We start from the raw sequence: 15,622 nt of genomic DNA, 5'->3' as shown, positions 1-15,622 counted from the left end.
AGGAGCTTGGCATGGCTGGTGACACCGTCATCACGGTGATCGGAAACCTGACCGCGGACCCGGAGCTGCGCTTCACCCCGTCAGGTGCTGCCGTCGCCAACTTCACGATCGCGTCCACGCCGCGCCTGTTCGACCGCCAGACCAACGAGTGGAAGGACGGCGACACGCTGTTCCTGCGCTGCTCGATCTGGCGGGACGCGGCCGAGAACGTCGCCGAGTCGCTGACGAAGGGCATGCGCGTCATCGCGCAGGGCCGTCTGACGCAGCGCTCGTACGAGACCCGCGAGGGGGAGAAGCGCACCGTCGTGGAGCTGCAGGTCGACGAGGTCGGCCCGTCGCTGAGGAGTGCCTCGGCGAAGGTCACCCGCGCCCAGCGCTCCGGTGGCGGCGGCGGCTTCGGCGGTGGCGGCGGCAACCAGGGGGGCGGCTACGGCGGCTCCCAGGGTGGCGGCCAGCCCGGCGGAGGCTTCGGTTCTTCCGGCGGCGGTCAGAGCAACGACCCGTGGGCCACGGCCGGTCCCGCCTCCTCTGGTGGCGGGTTCTCGGACGAGCCCCCGTTCTGATCGACGCCAGTCCCCAGATCATCCTGTCCTCCGACGCCGGCCCTGTGGCCGGACGGCCGTGAGGACTGCACCTGAGAAGGAGCAACACCATGGCGAAGCCTGTGGTGCGCAAGCCCAAGAAGAAGGCCAACCCGCTCAAGACGGCCAAGATCGAGTCCGTCGACTACAAGGACACCGCGCTGCTGCGCAAGTTCATCTCCGACCGCGGCAAGATCCGCGCGCGTCGCGTGACCGGCGTCTCCGTCCAGGAGCAGCGCCAGATCGCCCGTGCGGTGAAGAACGCCCGTGAGATGGCGCTGCTGCCGTACTCGTCCTCGGCCCGCTGACCGGAAGGATCACTGAATCATGTCGAAGCTGATCCTGACCCACGAGGTCACCGGTCTCGGTGAGCCTGGCGACGTCGTCGAGGTGAAGGACGGGTACGCCCGGAACTTCCTCATCCCGCGTCGTCTGGCCACCCCCTGGACCAAGGGCGCCGAGTCCCAGGTCTCCGCGATCCGCAAGGCCCGCAAGGCCCGCGAGATCGCCACGCTGGACGAGGCCAAGGCGGTGGCCGACTCGCTGGCCGCCAAGACGGTCGTCGTCTCGGCGCACGCCGGCGAGTCCGGCCGTCTGTTCGGTGCCGTCACCACCGGTGACATCGCCGACGCGGTCGTGGCCGCCAACGGCCCGCAGGTCGACAAGCGCAAGATCGAGATCGGCCAGCCGATCAAGACGACCGGTGAGTACACCGTGTCGGTGCGCCTGCACCCCGAGGTCTCGGCGAAGATCTCCGTCAAGGTCGTCGCCGGCTGAACGCCTGACGCCTGACGCGCGAAGGTCCCGGTCCCCGCGAGGGGGCCGGGACCTTTGTCGTCCCCGGGACGGCGCGGGGGAGCCCCGGCCGGCTCAGGTCGACAGCCGGGGCACGAGGATGCAGTCGACGAGCTCGACGCCGCCGGGCACGTCCTCGCCGCCGATCTTGCGGACGAGCAGCTCGGCCGCGCGGCGGCCCACCGCCCGCAGGTTGAGGTCCACCGAGGTGATGCTGGGCCGGGCGGCCTCCACGATGACGTCCCAGTTGTCGACGCCGACGACACCCACGGCGTCGGGCGCGGCGACACCGCTCTCGCGCAGGCACTCGAGGACGCCGCGCGCGATCTGGTCGTTGGCGCAGAAGACCCCGTCGAAGGTGGTGGTCTCGAGGAGCCGACGGGCCGCCTCGTAGCCCCACCGCTCGGTCCACTCCCCGTACAGGACCTCGCCCCCCGCCAGCTCGGCGCCGAGCTCGTCCAGCGCGCGGGTCGCTCCCTCGACGCGGTGGTTGCTCGCCGTGTGGCGCCGGGGGCCGACGACGACGGCGATGCGGCGGCGGCCGGTGCCCACGAGGTGCGCGATCGCCCGCGCGGCGCCGCCGGCGTCGTCCGGGACCACGGAGACGTCGTCGGGGTCCTGGGACGGCGAGAGCGCGTACACCGCGGGGACGCCGAGGAGCGACGTGATCGACGTGCGGGCGTCGCTGGTGCGGCCGGCGACGATGATGCCGTCGACGTGACGGCTCCGGAGCGTCTGGACGTAGTGCCGCTCGCGGATCGGGTCGCCGCGGCTCTCGGCGAGGAGCATCGAGATCTCGCCGGCGCCGAAGGTGTCCTCCGCGCCGGTGAGGATCGGGATGGTGAACCGGCCGTAGGAGTCGGTCGAGAGCACGCCGACGATGAACGACCGTCCCTCCGCCTGCGCCCGCGCGTCCGGGCTGGGCTCGAAGCCGAGCGCCGCGGCGGCGTCGAGCACCCGCCGGCGCGTCTCGTCGCTCAGCTGGCCGCGACCGTTGAGCGCCTTGGAGACCGTCCCGATCGAGACGCCGCTGGACTCGGCGACCTGCGCCAACGTCACGCGTCCGTGCGCCATGCCCCGTCCTTCCCTCGCTCTGCCGACCTTCGTGACGGCAACGTTTCCGCATCATAGGGCAGGTTCGCCCGCCTGTGCCGTTGACAGCACGGCAACGGACGGAATAGTTTGCCGCAAACGCGCGGCACAGTTGCCGGGCGTCTCCCGACGAAGGAGATCGACGATGAAGCCTTCCCTCCGGCGACGCAGGCTGGCCCTGCTCGTGGTCACCGCCCTGGCCGCCACCCCCGTGCTCGCCGCCTGCGGCGCGGACGACGGTGCCGGCGACGGCGGGCCCGTCACGCTCGACGTGTGGGCCCGCGACGGCGACAACTCCCTCGACAAGCAGGTGGCCGCGTTCGAGAAGGCGCACCCCGACATCGCGGTCGACGTCACGCTGGTCAACAACGACCAGTACCTGACGAAGTTCGCGAACTCCATCCGCGCCGGCTCCGTGCCCGACCTCATCGACTTCGACATCATCAACGCGCCGCTCCTGGCGACGCAGGGACAGCTCCTCGACATCACCGACAAGGCGGACGCCCTGCCGAACCTCGCCGACGTCGCGGAGGCGGGGGTCGACATCGGCACGCTCGACGACGCCGTGTACTCCCTGCCGGTGGCCCTCACGGGGTCGCAGATGTTCTGGAACAAGAAGCTCTTCACCGAGGCAGGGCTCGACCCCGACACCCCGCCGAAGGACCTCGCCCAGGTCAAGGCGTACGCCGAGAAGATCCAGGCGCTCGGCGACGACGTCACGGGCTTCTCGACCATCGGCGGCGTCGGACAGGCGTTCACCGGGTTCCCCAGCGGCTGGGCCGACGGCGGGGACGTCTTCACCGAGGCGGGGCCGGACCAGACGAGCACCTTCGACGACCCGGCGATGGTCGGCATGGTGTCCTGGTACCAGGACATGTGGGAGTCGGGGCTGATGCAGCCGACCGACGAGCCCAACCAGGACCCGGGCAACGTCGGCAGCCAGAACGCCCTCGCGGGCAAGGTCGGCATCATGTTCACCGGTGCGAACGTGTTCGCCGGCCAGGAGGACGAGTTCGGCTCCGCCGCGGGCATCCCCGGCACGGACGGCGAGCTCGCGTCCTTCCTGGGCGGCAACCAGGCCGCCATCCCGCTCGGCTCGGAGCACCCGGACGAGGCGTGGACGCTCCTCGAGTGGCTCGTCACCGACCGCGAGGCCGCGACGATCAACGGCGAGGCCGGCTGGATCGCCCCCGACCTGAAGCTCGCCGAGGATCTGGCCGAGGACGAGTGGGCGACCCACCGGGTCGGGTCGCTCGCCGTCGGCAGGCTGCCGAAGTCGATCGCCTACTTCGCGACCATCAATGACCCGAACGGCCCGTGGGCGCAGAACTCGCAGGCGGCGATCTTCCAGGGCGCCGACCCGACGACCGCGCTCGACAAGGCGACGCAGCAGGCGGACCAGCTCATCGCCGACGCGTACAACCAGGTGGGCTGAGGCGGTCCCCATGGTCGTCGCACACGTTCCCGTGACCCGCGCGCTCCCGCGGCCCGGCGTCGGACGACGCCGGGCCGCGGGCCGCAGGGCGGCGCTCGGTCTGCTGCTGGTCTCCCCGGCGCTGCTGCTCTCCCTCGTCTTCTTCGTGGTGCCGCTCGTCCTGCTCGTGGTCATGTCGTTCGCCGACTGGCCCCTGCTGGGCCAGGTCCGTCCCGCCGGCCTGGCGAACTACGCGCGGGCGTTCGGCGACGACACCTTCGCGCGCGCCCTCGTGTTCTCCGTGCTCTTCACCGTCGCCCTCGTGCCGCTCTCGCTGCTGGTCTCCTACGCCGCGGCGGTCATGGTGCGCGGCGAGGGGCGCGTGGTGTCGTTCGTGCGCACCGCGTTCTTCGTGCCCGTCGTCATCGGCTTCACGGCGGCCGCCTACATGGCGTCGGTGATGCTCATGCCGGGCACCGGGGTGCTCAACGTGCTGTTCCGCTCGCTCGGCCTGTCCGACGGCCAGACCGCCTGGTTCACGGACCCGACGCGTGCGTTCTGGGCCATCGTCGTGCTGACGGTCTGGAAGGGGATGGGCGTCGCGATGATCCTGCTGATGGCCGGCATGCAGGCGGTGCCGGGCGAGGTGTACGACGCCGCGAAGATCGACGGCGCGGGCTGGTGGCGCCGGGAGGCGTCGGTGACCTTCCCGCTCATCCGCCGCCAGTTCGCGCTGTGCCTCATCCTCGCGGTGTCCGGCACCCTGCTCGTGTTCGACCAGTTCTTCGTGCTCACCAAGGGCGGCCCGAGCGGCGCCACCACCACGGCCGTGATGTACACGTACGCGCAGTCGTTCGTGCGGTACAACCTCGGCTACGGGGCGGCGCTGTCGATGATCATCACGGCGATCATCCTCGCGCTCGCCGTGATCCAGCTGCGCGCCCTGCGGGCGGGCGGCGGGGAGGCGCAGTCATGACCACGCTCACCCGGACCGCCCCGGGCGCCGCCGCCCCCGTCCGTCGCGGGCGCGAGCCGCGGGCGCACGGCGGCCACCGGTCCCTGTCCTCGGCCGCGTACGTGGTCGGGGGGACCGTCCTGGCGCTCGCGTCCCTCGCGCCCGTCCTGTACATCGCGCTCCGGTCGTTCCTGCCGCCGTCCGCGGACGCCGACGGGATCGGCTGGGGGTCGCTGCTCGACCTCACGGCCGCGAACTACGCGCGGATCTTCGACCCGTCCGTCGGCATCACGACGTACGTGCGCAACTCGTTCGTCGTCGCGATCAGCGTGGCGCTGCTGACCGGGCTCGTCGCCACGCTCGCGGGGTACGCGCTCTCCCGCCTGCGCTTCCCGCTCGCGGCGCTGGTCTTCGTCGTCCTCCTCGGGCCGATGGTGGTGCCGTACCAGGGCCTTCTCACCCCCCTGTCGATCGTGCTCGGCAAGCTCGGCCTGCTCGACTCGCTCACGGGCGTCGTCCTCGTGCTGGTCACGCTCCAGCTGCCGTTCTCCGTGTTCGTCATGCGCAACACGCTGGACGGCATCCCCGTGGAGCTGGAGGAGGCGGCGCAGCTCGACGGCGCCGGCCTCGGCCGGCTGCTGCGGTCCGTCATGGTTCCCCTCGCGTGGCCCGGTGTCGTCACCGTCGGCCTGTTCGGCTTCATGGCGGGCTGGAACGACCTGCTCAGCTCCGTGGTGTTCCTGTCGAGCGAGGACAAGTACACGCTGCCCCTCGCGCTCACGAACATCACGACGTCGTTCAAGATCCCGGGCGTGCAGATCGTCGACCCCGGGCTCCTCACGGCGACGGCCTGCGTCGCCACCGTCCCCGTCGTCATCCTCTTCCTCGCGCTCCAGCGCTACTACACCAAGGGCCTCATCGGGGGTTCGATCAAGTGAAAGGCTCCACCGTGAACACTCCTGCCACGCCGTCGGGCACTACGCCGTCGGGCACCACGTCGCGGGCACCCGCCGGGCGCGAGCTGCCCCTCGGCGCGATCACCCCGCGGGGCTGGCTGCGCGACCAGCTGCGCCTCCAGGCCGACGGCCTCACGGGCCAGCTCGAGAAGATCTGGCCGGACGTCGGCCCGACCAACGCCTGGCGCGGCGGCGTCGACGGAGAGGACTGGGAGCGCGGCCCGTACTACCTCGACGGCCTGCTGCCCCTCGCGCACGTGCTCGAGGACGAGGGGCTGCTCGCGCAGGTGCAGCCCTGGGTCGAGGCGATCCTCGCCTCCCAGCGCGAGGACGGCTTCTTCGGGCCGGCGACCAACGACGACTGGTGGCCGCGCATGGTCGCCCTCAAGGTGCTCACCCAGCACGCGGACGCCACCGGCGACGAACGCGTCGTGCCGTTCCTCCAGCGGTACTTCCGGCACCAGCTCGAGCAGCTGCCGGGGCGCCCGCTGCGCTCGTGGGGGCGGGCGCGCGGCGCCGACAACGCCCTGTCGGTGTGGTGGCTGCACCACCGCACGGGGGAGGAGTGGCTCCTCGACCTCGTCGACGTCCTCGACGCGCAGACGATCCGCTGGGACGACTACCTCGGCGGCGACCTCATCACCGGCGCCGCGCGCGTCTTCTCGCACCGCATCCACGGGCCCAACGTCGCGATGGGCCTCAAGAAGGGCGCCGTCGACTGGGTGCGCGACGGCGACGACGCGCACCGGGCCGCCACGGAGCGTTCCTTCGCGAACCTCGACCGCTGGCACGGGCAGGCGCACGGGTGGTTCTCCGGCGACGAGTGGCTCGGCGGCCCGGAGGCGGCGGCCGGCATCGAGACGTGCCAGGTCGTCGAGATGATGTTCACGTGCGGCGTGCTCGCCGCCACGTTCGGGGACGGCGTGCACGGCGACCGGCTGGAGTCGCTGGCGTTCAACCTGCTGCCCGCGTCGTGCGACCCGCGCATGCTGGCGCACCAGTACCACCAGCAGGCCACCCAGCTCGAGGTGTCGGTGGCACGCCGCGACTGGTCGTTCTCCTCCGACGACGCGAACCTGTTCGGCCTCGAGCCGCACTTCGGGTGCTGCACGGCGAACTTCCACCAGGGCTGGCCCAAGTTCGTCCGGAACCTGTGGATGCGGGCCGACGACGGCGGCCTGCGCGCCGTCGCGTACGCGCCCGCCGTGGTGCGCACCGACGTCGGGGGCGACCCGGTGGAGGTGACCGTCCGCACGGCCTACCCGTTCGAGGAGACGATCGCCGTCGACGTCGTCACCGACCGCGCCGAGCCGTTCGACCTGCAGCTGCGGGTGCCCGGCTGGGCGTCGTCGTTCGAGCTCACCGTGGACGGCGAGGCCGTCGACGCCGAGCCCGTGGACGGGTACGTGACGCTGCGACGGTCGTGGGCCGACGCCGCGGACGTGCGTCTCGTGCTGCCGATGGCCCCGCGGGTCGTGCGCCGGGCGCGCCAGGCGGCGGCCGTGTTCCTCGGACCGCTGTCGATGGTGCACCCGCTGGGCGAGAACTGGGTCGAGGTGGCGGGCGCGCCCGGCCTCGGCGAGTGGGAGGTCCATCGCCGCACGTCGTGGAACAAGGCGCTCGCCGACGTCGCGCACGCCGCGTCGTGGGAGGTCGAGCGCGCCCCCGTCCGGGAGGTCCCGTGGGGGCTCGCCGGGCCGCGGCCGGGGGAGGGCTCCCCGGTGAAGGTCCACGCCCCGGGCGCCCGCGCCACCGAGTGGCGCGCGCAGGGCGTCGACGCGCCGCCCCCGCCGCCCAGCCCGCTGCTGGAGCGCGGCGCGGGGGACGACGTGACCCTCGTGCCCTACGGCCTCGCGCGTCTGCGCGTGGCCGAGTTCCCCGTCGTCGGGAGCTGGGCCGACCGCGACGACCCGGACGACCCGCAGTACGCCTGACGTCGATGATGGGTGCCGATGGTTCCCGCCGGCCGCCTCGCCGGCGGGACCATCGTGCCCGCGGGCCGGCGCCCGCCTGCACGCGACGCCGCCGCCCGACGCCCCGTTCCGAGGAGCCATGACCCCCCGACCGACCACCCCCGCCGGCGAGCCGGCCACCGACCCGGCGCTGTTGCGGACGCTGGCGTCCGCCGGCCTGCCGGCCACGGGGCGCTTCGTCCGCACGGCGGGCTGGGTGAGCACCGCGTGGGTCGGCGACGCCTTCGTCGTCCGGCTGAACGCCGACGCACGGTTCCGCGACGCGTACCGCCACGAGGCGCGGGTCGTCGACCTGCTCGCCGGCAGCGAGGTCCCGCACGCGCGGCGCCTCGCCCACGGCGACGGCCCGGACGGGCCGTGGTACGTCTCCGGACGGCTGCCCGGCCGGACCCTCTACGACGCGTGGCCGACGGCGGACCGGCGCACGCGACGCTCGATCATCGAGAGCCTCGGGGCCGCGCTGCGCGCGCTCCACCGCGTCCCCGTCCCCGTCGGACTGATGCCGCCCTGGCTGACCGGTGCGCTCGCCGGCGGCCCGTGGCCGGCGTTCCACCCGCCCGTGGTGGGCGCGACGCTCCAGCAGGTCGAGGCTGCCCGGCGGCGGCCCGGGCACGACCCGCGCCTGCTCGCGGACGTCGACGCGTGGGTCCGGGAGCGGCTGGACCTGTTCGCCGCCGACCGGCCCGTCCTCGTCCACGGCGACCTCCACGGATCGAACCTCATCGTCGACCGCGGACGCGTCACCGGCATCATCGACTTCGCGGAGGCGGTGGCCCAGCCGGCCGACGTCGAGCTCGACACCCTCCTCCGCTGGTGCGCCCGAGCGCGCGAGTTCCCCCCCACGCCGGACGACCGAGGGCTCGACGAGACCACGCTGGCGGAGGTGCCCGGCTGGCTGCACGGCGCGTACCCGGAGCTGTTCGAGCGCGAGCACCTGCGCGAGCGGCTGAACTTCTACGACATGTACGGAGAGCTCACGCTGTCCGCACACCACCCGTGGCCCGACGCCCGTGACGCGGCGCAGGCTCGCGTCGCACGCCTGCTGTCCGGCCACAACCATCTGGACGGGCTCGTCTGGTAGGTCACGACGACGACGGCCCCGACCCCCTCTCGAGGGGGCCGGGGCCGTCGTCGTTCCTCCCGTCAGGTCGTCACTTGAGCGGCTTCAGGTCGACGTCGTAGACCGTCGTCTGGCCGGCGACGACCTGCGCCGTCCGGACGGCCGGCACGAAGCCGTTCGCCGCGACGACGAGCTGGAGCGGCCCGTTCGCCTTGGGCATCCAGTACGCGTACCTCCCGTCGGCGCCCGTGACGAGCGTCGTGTCGTACGCCTTGCCGTCGAGGAGCACCACGGCCCCGTCGATCGGCGCACCGCTGCCGGTCACCGTGCCGGTGACCTTGCCCCAGCCGGCCGGCGCCTTGACGGTCATCAGGGCGGCGACGGTGGGAGCGGTGTACGGGGTGTCCCCGCCCACCGTGATGGTGGCCGAGTAGGCACCCGGCTGCTCCACCGCGGCGGTGAGGGTCGCCGCGGCCTGCACGGACGCCCCCGGTGCCAGCGTCAGCGTCGGCGGCTGGACGTCCAGCCATGAGACGCCGGCGCCGCCCGAGGTCTCGCCCGACACGTTCATGACGATGTGCATGTCGGGGAAGCCGATCTCGACGGCGTCGGTGGGCTCCGTGAGCCCGCAGCCCTCCGCACGCAGGTAGGACGGCGCGGTCTGGCCGGCGTCGTTCGACCCGATGAAGAAGAACCCGGTGGCCCGGACGTCGATCTCGACGACGAGCGTGCCACCCTTCGGCACGTCGCCCGTGACGGGCACCGACACGACGGTGCCGCCGGCGTCGGTCCCGACCGTGGCGTCGGCGCTGCCGACCTTCGTCATGTTGGCGTACGTGAGGTCACCGTCCAGCGTGTACAGGTTCACGGTCACCGGCTGGGCGGACTGGACGGTCTCGACGCCGAACGACACGCTCTTCACGTCGAACGCGCCGTCGATGCCGAAGTCGCTCAGGGTGAACGTGCGCAGGTACGCGTTGTTCTCCGTGGTCACCTGGTTGGTGCAGGCCGCCGAGTTGTTCGCGACGATGTCCTGCGACGCGGAGTGGGTCAGGGTGGTCTCGTCGAGCGGGACGGCCGCCAGGTCGGGCGTCACGGTGCCGAACTTCGCACCGGACGACGCGAGACCCTTCGTCTTCCCGTCCGCGGTGCCGAACCCGGAGCCGTTCGTGCCGCGCGCCGGCTCGGCCGAGGCGGGCACGGTGGCGTCGTCCGTGACGTGGTTGATCACGGCGCCCTCGGTCCCCTTGACCCCGAGCATCTCGAAGCCGCCGCCGCCCGTGCCCAGCGAGACGTCCACCGGTTCGGTGCCGGTGTTCGTCACGCGGAACGCGCGGGACGCCGTGCCACCCATCCCGAGGGCGGCGGAGATGCTCTCCTTGTTCACCTCGAGACGGCCCGCGCCGAGCGCGACGTTCCGCGTCACGACCTGGCCGTCCTCCGTGAGGGCCGCGTTGCGGGTGGCGCCCGCGTACGCGTCCTTCGCGTAGGTGATCCCGTACCGCTCGAGCGGGAGCCGAGCGGTGTAGGTGCCGTCCGCGCCCGTGGTCACGACCGTCTCGTCCCCGTCGTCCTTCGACGTGATCGTGACGGTGACGCCCTCGAGCGGCGCCTTCGTGTTGCCGTCGGTCACGGTGCCGTTCACGGCGCCCATGCCGGTGACGTCGTACGTGACGGACAGGCCGTCGCGCACGGCCGGCGCGTTGTACGAGAACTGGGACGCGACCGCGCCCCGGGCGTCCTCGATGCCGATCGTCGCGGAGCTGCCGCGGGCGGTGTCGGTGTCCGTCATCGCGCCGTAGCCCAGCACGACCCGGCCGTCGGCGAGGAGCGTGGCCGAGAAGTTCACGCGGTCGGTCGCCGGCGTGTACTTGCGGACGTTGCGCCACTCGACGACGAACGCGTCGACGCCGTCGACGGTCGTGCTGCCGGTGTAGACGGCCGACTCCGCGTCCACGTTCAGGTCGTCCCAGAACGGGTAGATCGCGCCGTTCGGCGCGGCCGCGCTCGGGAGCGCACCGTTCGACAGGCTCGTCGACGACGCGAGGAAGTTCAGGAACCCGTTGGTCGAGACGAACGCGCTGTCGTACGACTCGCCGTAGAACGGGAAGCTGAACGGCAGGTCGACCGGGGCGGCCTTGTCGTCCCCGGTGAGAGCCAGCAGGGTGTCGCCGGTCGCGACGCCGGCGTCACCGGTGGTGCAGTAGTAGCCGTAGCCGTCGAGCAGCCGCTTGAGGGTGGCGTTGACCGTCTCGTTGCCGTCGACGACCACCTCGGTGCTGAACGGTGCGGCGCAGGTGCCCGCCGAGACGCTCAGCGTGTACGTGCCGTCGGGGACGCCGGCGACGGAGTACTTCCCGTCGGCGCCGGTCGTGACGGCGTCGAGCGGACCGGAGAGCTTGACGACCGCGCCCGCCGTGGGCGAGCCGTCCTTCTCCGTGACCGTGCCGGAGACCGTGCGGGTCGCCGCCCTCTGCAGCGTGATCGGCACGGTGACCGTCTCGTCGACGGCGACCGTGACGTCCGTCGCCGCCGAGGCGACGTACCCGAAGGCCTTCGCGCTGACCGCGTAGCCGCCCACGGGCAGCTCGGCGGCGAACGCGCCGTCCGTGCCCGTCGAGACGGTGCGGTCCCGGGCGCCGTCGAACGTCACCTCGGCGCCGGCGACGGGAGCGCCGTCGGCGTCCGTGACCGTGCCCGCGACGGTGCCCGTGTCGCCCACGGGGGCGGCGTCGAGCAGCGCCATGACGTCGAGCTTGCCCTCGCCCCAGACGTTGTTGTCGTCCGCGGTGCCGCCGCAGGTCGTGTCGTCGACGTCGACCGCGGCGCCGTCGAGCAGGGCCTGCGTCTCGTCGATCTGGCCGACGAGGCTCGGTGCCGCGCTCCACAGCAGCGCGACCGCGCCCGCGAGGTGCGGGGCCGCCATCGAGGTGCCCGAGTACGAGCCGTAGCTGCCGCCCGGCAGGGAGGAGCGGACGTTCGCGCCCGGCGCGGCGATGTTCGGCTTGACGCCGGAGCTCTCACCGGGCCCGCGCGACGAGAACGCCGCGATGTTGCCCGACGAGTCGAACGCGCCCACCGAGTAGGTGGCCGAGTTCGCGCCCGGCGACGACGTGGACCGGCACGCCGGCCCCTCGTTGCCCGCCGACCAGGTGCCGAAGATGCCGGCGGCCTCCCACGCGGCGATCTCCGCGGCCATGAAGTCGTCGATGGCGCCCGACGCGTCCAGGCCCCACGAGTTGTTCACCACCTGGGGACGCTTGCTCGGGTCGGGGTCGCTGCCGTCCACCTTGGTGGGCGCGAGCACCCACTGGCCGGACTCGAGCAGGTCGGCGTCCGAGCAGGTGGAGCAGCCGTTGGCCGCGATCCAGTCCGCGCCGGGGGCGACGCCGATCTGGTTGCCGGCGCCGTCGTCGCCCACCATGGTGCCCATCGTGTGGCTGCCGTGGCCGTCGGTGTCACAGGGGGAGTCACCGGCGCAGGCGTTCGACGAGTCGAACCAGTTGTAGTCGTTCACGACGCTGCCGTCGGCCTGCAGGCCGCGGTAGTGGGGGGCGAGCGCCGGGTGGTCGCCCGCCACGCCCGAGTCGATGTTGGCCACGGTGATGCCCTGGCCGGTGTAGCCGAGCCCCCAGGCGTCGTCCGCGTTGATCGCCTGCACGCCCCACTCGACGGACTGCTTGGCGTGCTCCCCGGACTTGTCCCGCTTCACCGGCTCGACGAGGTCGAAGCTCGTGGGCGCGGTGATGCGCGTGACCTCCGGGGACCGCGCGAGCGAGGTGGCGAGGGCGTCGTTGCCGTCGCGCACCAGGATGCGGTTGGAGATCCAGAAGGTCTCGTAGTCGGTGCCCGCGGCGTCGAGGGCCTTCACGAGGTCCGCCTGCGACCGGTCGGCCACGGCGGTGAGGGTGTCGTAGACGTACTGCCCGCGCTCGTCCCAGTCGGCGATGTCCTGCGCCGCGCCGAGGTCGGCGGTGTCGGTGAGCTCGAGCCAGAAGTCCGCGGGGCCGGCGTCGAGGTCCTTCTCGACGGCGGACGCGATCTTGTCCTCGGGGTCGGGCACGGTGCCCGACGGTGCGAGGGGCGGATCGGCGGTGGCGGCGAATGCCGGCGCCACCCCGGCCGCGGACGTGGCGAGGAGGGCGAGGGCCGCGCTCGTCGCGACCCACCCCCTCCTCGTGCGAGTTGATGAGTGCACGCTTCCTCCCGGTGGGGGAGTCCCCGGGTGTGGGGACGTCGTGACGGGCGCCCGGTCGGGGCCCACCCTCCAGGTCAGCCGGGGATCCTCCGGCGGACAAGGGCGGGCGGCGGCCAGTTTCCGGTCAGTCCCGGGACAGCTCCGGGTCGGGCCCCGGGCACCGGTCGCCGGGCGATCCCGGCTGAACTCTGATAGGCACCTGGGTAAACGGTGTCCACGACCTACTCGGAGCACGTGTCGGACGGAGAACGGCGATGCCCCACGAGAACCCGGTCGAGCCGGCCGGCGGCTACGTCCTGTGCATCGGCCTGCCCCTGCACCGGGTCGGCGAGGTGGCCCGCCTGCTGCGCGGGAAGGTGGCCGTGATCGCGACCGCCGACACGGACGGGGCGCGGATGCTCCTCGGCCCGCCCGCCGTCGCGGTGATGCCCGACGACGGGTCGCCGCACGCGCTGGAGGTGCACGCCCGCGCGCCCGCCGTCGCGTCCGCGGAGGACCGGCCGACGTCGCACGTCGTCGCCCTCGCCCCGCACGACGACCAGGGCGGCGACGTCCTCGTCCCGAGCCCGCCCGCCGGGGGCCGCGGTGCCCCGGACCGCGCCGGGCCGCGCGCCGGCGGGCCGGGGGCGCTCGCGGGCGAGGCGGACCGGGCGCGCCGGATCGTGCTGGGGAAGCTCGCGGTGGACCTGGCGGCCCGGGAGGTCACCGCGGGCGGGGTGTCCGTGCACCTGTCGATGCGCGAGTTCGACCTGCTGGCGGCGCTGGCCTCCGCGCCGGACCGGGTCTGGTCGTTCGCCGAGCTCACCCGCACCGTGTGGCGCACGGGCTACCTGGGCGACCCGGACCCGGTGACGTCGGCCGTCAAGCGCCTCCGCAAGCGGCTGCGGGTGGTCCCGGAGCTGCGCGTCATGTCCGTGCGCGGCATCGGGTACCGGCTGCGGGTGCCCGGCTGACCGGCTGCCGTCACACCGCGTTCACGGGGCGGTCCGCCGGCGTCACGCGCCCGTGACCATCCACCGGTCGCCGCGCGCCCGCAGCCCGGTCGTCAGGGCGCGGGCCGCCATGAAGACGCCGGCGAACGCGCCCCACAGCCATGCCAGGCCGACCGCACCGTCGGGCGCCCAGGCCCGCACCGCGAGGGCGAAGGGCACGTAGACGACGAGGGTCACCATGCCCGCCCACGCGAGGAACCGGCCGTCGCCGGCGCCGATGAGGACGCCGTCGAGCACGAACACCCAGCCCGCCATCGGCATCAGCACGCCCGTGACGAGGAGGCCGGCGGCGATCGCGACGCGCACGTCGTGGTCGGAGGTGAACAGCGGGGCGACCCACCATCCCGAGACGGCGAACAGGACGCCGATGACGACGCCCGCGCCGACGCCCCACTGCAGCGAGCGGCGCAGGACGGCGCGCACCCGCCCGACGTCGCCCGAGCCGAGCCCGTGGCCCACCAGCGCCTGCCCGGCGATCGCGAGGGCGTCGAGCGCGAACGCCGCGAGCCCCCACAGGCTGTTGACGACCTGGTAGCCGGCGAGGGCGGTGGCGCCGAGGCTCGCCGCCACCGCCACCGTCACGAGGATCGCCAGCCGCAGGGACGCCGTGCGGACGAAGAGCGGCGCGCCCGCCCGGGCGTTCGCCCAGATGCCCGCGTGGTGCGGGCGCAGCGACGCGTGGTGGCGGCGGGCGCCGCGGACCACGACGACCGTGAGCACGGCGGCCATGCCGAGCTGCGTGGCCGCCGTGCCGATCGCCGAGCCGGCGATGCCGAGGCCCGCGCCGTACACGAGGGTGACGGACAGGACGGCGTTGACGACCGCGCCCGTGGACGCGACCCACAGGGGCGTCCGGGTGTCCTGCAGGCCGCGCAGCACGCCCGTCGACGCCAGGACGACGAGCATCCCGGGCAGCCCGATCACGGACCAGCGCAGGTAGGTGGCCGCGTACCCCGCGATGTCCTGGCCGGCGCCCATCGCCCCGACGGCCCAGTGCGCCCCGACGGCGAGGAGCGCGGCGAGCACGACACCCAGGCCGAGGGCGAGCCACATGCCGTCGACGCCCGACTGGAGCGCGTCGCGGGTGCGGCCCGCGCCGACCAGCCGGGCCACGGCGGCGGTGGTGGCGTAGGCGAGGAACACGCACAGCCCGACGAGCGTGACGAGGAGCGTCGAGGCGACGGACAGGCCGGCGAGCTGGTCGGTGCCGAGGTGTCCGACGACCGCGCTGTCGACGAGGACGAACAGCGGCTCGGCGACGAGGGCGCCGAGCGCGGGCAGGGCGAGGGCGAGGATGTCGCGGTCGATGCGCCGTCGGTCGTCCCTGTGGACAACCGTGCGGGGCGCGGCGTCCGGCGTGTGACCGTCGGGAGGCGTCGGTGAAGGAGGGGTGTCGCCGGGGTGTCCGGCGTCCGGATCGGGAGTGCGGTGCACGTCACCCAACTTTCTTCTCCTCCACAGCCTGAGGGTAACGACGCCGCAGGTCAGCGGCCCGCCAGAAGTTGTACACAGCCGATATCCCCAGTTGTGCACAGGGCTTTCCACCGCCCGTGCACAGGCTCGACCACCCTGTCCACAGGCCGGTCCACACCTGTGTCCACAACGG

The 15,622-nt window shown here is 73.2% G+C and carries 12 protein-coding genes; 9 read left to right on the top strand and 3 right to left on the bottom strand.

Going from position 1 to position 15,622, the window contains the following annotated elements; translation table 11 throughout:
- The first annotated feature begins 11 nt into the window (after window positions 1-11).
- From ACFU9A_RS01980 to rplI, 3 genes are all read left to right on the top strand, one after another.
- Complete coding sequence (locus tag ACFU9A_RS01980) at window positions 12-563, top strand: single-stranded DNA-binding protein (RefSeq protein WP_380318860.1); 552 nt, start codon at window positions 12-14, stop codon at window positions 561-563.
- A gap of 89 nt (window positions 564-652) precedes the next feature.
- Window positions 653-889: a 30S ribosomal protein S18 gene (gene rpsR, locus ACFU9A_RS01975; protein WP_100422261.1), complete on the top strand. Its 237-nt coding sequence runs from the start codon at window positions 653-655 to the stop codon at window positions 887-889.
- A gap of 19 nt (window positions 890-908) precedes the next feature.
- Window positions 909-1,358 carry a 50S ribosomal protein L9 gene (gene rplI, locus ACFU9A_RS01970; RefSeq protein WP_430573585.1) on the top strand — a complete coding sequence of 150 codons (450 nt, stop codon included), beginning with the start codon at window positions 909-911 and terminating at the stop codon, window positions 1,356-1,358.
- 93 nt (window positions 1,359-1,451) lie between these two features.
- Here the strand turns inward: rplI and ACFU9A_RS01965 are convergent, their stop codons facing one another.
- Complete coding sequence (locus ACFU9A_RS01965; RefSeq protein ID WP_430573584.1) at window positions 1,452-2,450, bottom strand: LacI family DNA-binding transcriptional regulator; 999 nt, start codon at window positions 2,448-2,450, stop codon at window positions 1,452-1,454.
- A 163-nt stretch (window positions 2,451-2,613) separates the two neighbouring features.
- Here ACFU9A_RS01965 and ACFU9A_RS01960 point away from each other — a divergent pair, with 163 nt between their 5' ends.
- The 5 genes from ACFU9A_RS01960 to ACFU9A_RS01940 all read left to right on the top strand — a co-directional run bounded on the left by ACFU9A_RS01960 (window position 2,614) and on the right by ACFU9A_RS01940 (window position 8,847).
- On the top strand, window positions 2,614-3,903 hold the full coding sequence (locus ACFU9A_RS01960; RefSeq protein WP_430573583.1) for an ABC transporter substrate-binding protein: 1,290 nt from the start codon (window positions 2,614-2,616) through the stop codon (window positions 3,901-3,903).
- A 10-nt stretch (window positions 3,904-3,913) separates the two neighbouring features.
- Window positions 3,914-4,858: a carbohydrate ABC transporter permease gene (locus ACFU9A_RS01955; RefSeq protein ID WP_430573582.1), complete on the top strand. Its 945-nt coding sequence runs from the start codon at window positions 3,914-3,916 to the stop codon at window positions 4,856-4,858.
- Window positions 4,855-5,775, top strand: a complete 921-nt coding sequence (locus ACFU9A_RS01950) for a carbohydrate ABC transporter permease (RefSeq protein ID WP_430573581.1) — start codon at window positions 4,855-4,857, stop codon at window positions 5,773-5,775. The genes ACFU9A_RS01955 and ACFU9A_RS01950 overlap by 4 nt, the downstream gene beginning before the upstream one ends.
- Window positions 5,776-5,786: 11 nt before the next feature.
- The gene (locus ACFU9A_RS01945; protein WP_430573580.1) at window positions 5,787-7,727 is read left to right on the top strand and encodes a beta-L-arabinofuranosidase domain-containing protein; all 1,941 of its coding nucleotides are present in this window, start codon (window positions 5,787-5,789) and stop codon (window positions 7,725-7,727) included.
- A gap of 118 nt (window positions 7,728-7,845) precedes the next feature.
- Window positions 7,846-8,847, top strand: coding sequence for a phosphotransferase family protein (locus ACFU9A_RS01940; RefSeq protein WP_430573579.1), 1,002 nt, complete (start codon window positions 7,846-7,848; stop codon window positions 8,845-8,847).
- A gap of 70 nt (window positions 8,848-8,917) precedes the next feature.
- On the opposite strand, the gene ACFU9A_RS01935 is transcribed toward ACFU9A_RS01940, so the two are convergent.
- The gene (locus ACFU9A_RS01935) at window positions 8,918-12,889 is read right to left on the bottom strand and encodes a carboxypeptidase regulatory-like domain-containing protein (RefSeq protein WP_430573578.1); all 3,972 of its coding nucleotides are present in this window, start codon (window positions 12,887-12,889) and stop codon (window positions 8,918-8,920) included.
- Window positions 12,890-13,278: 389 nt separating this feature from the next.
- On the opposite strand from ACFU9A_RS01935, the gene ACFU9A_RS01930 reads away from it, so the two are divergent.
- Window positions 13,279-13,977, top strand: a complete 699-nt coding sequence (locus tag ACFU9A_RS01930; protein WP_430573577.1) for a winged helix-turn-helix domain-containing protein — start codon at window positions 13,279-13,281, stop codon at window positions 13,975-13,977.
- Between the two features lie 42 nt (window positions 13,978-14,019).
- On the opposite strand, the gene ACFU9A_RS01925 is transcribed toward ACFU9A_RS01930, so the two are convergent.
- The gene (locus ACFU9A_RS01925; protein WP_430575322.1) at window positions 14,020-15,324 is read right to left on the bottom strand and encodes an MATE family efflux transporter; all 1,305 of its coding nucleotides are present in this window, start codon (window positions 15,322-15,324) and stop codon (window positions 14,020-14,022) included.
- Window positions 15,325-15,622 lie beyond the last annotated feature (298 nt).

It is taken from the genome of Isoptericola sp. NPDC057653 (genome assembly GCF_042799955.1).
GTDB lineage: Bacteria > Actinomycetota > Actinomycetes > Actinomycetales > Cellulomonadaceae > Isoptericola.
The sequence above is the reverse complement of the archived record's forward strand: the minus strand, read 5'-3'. Positions and strand labels throughout refer to the sequence as shown.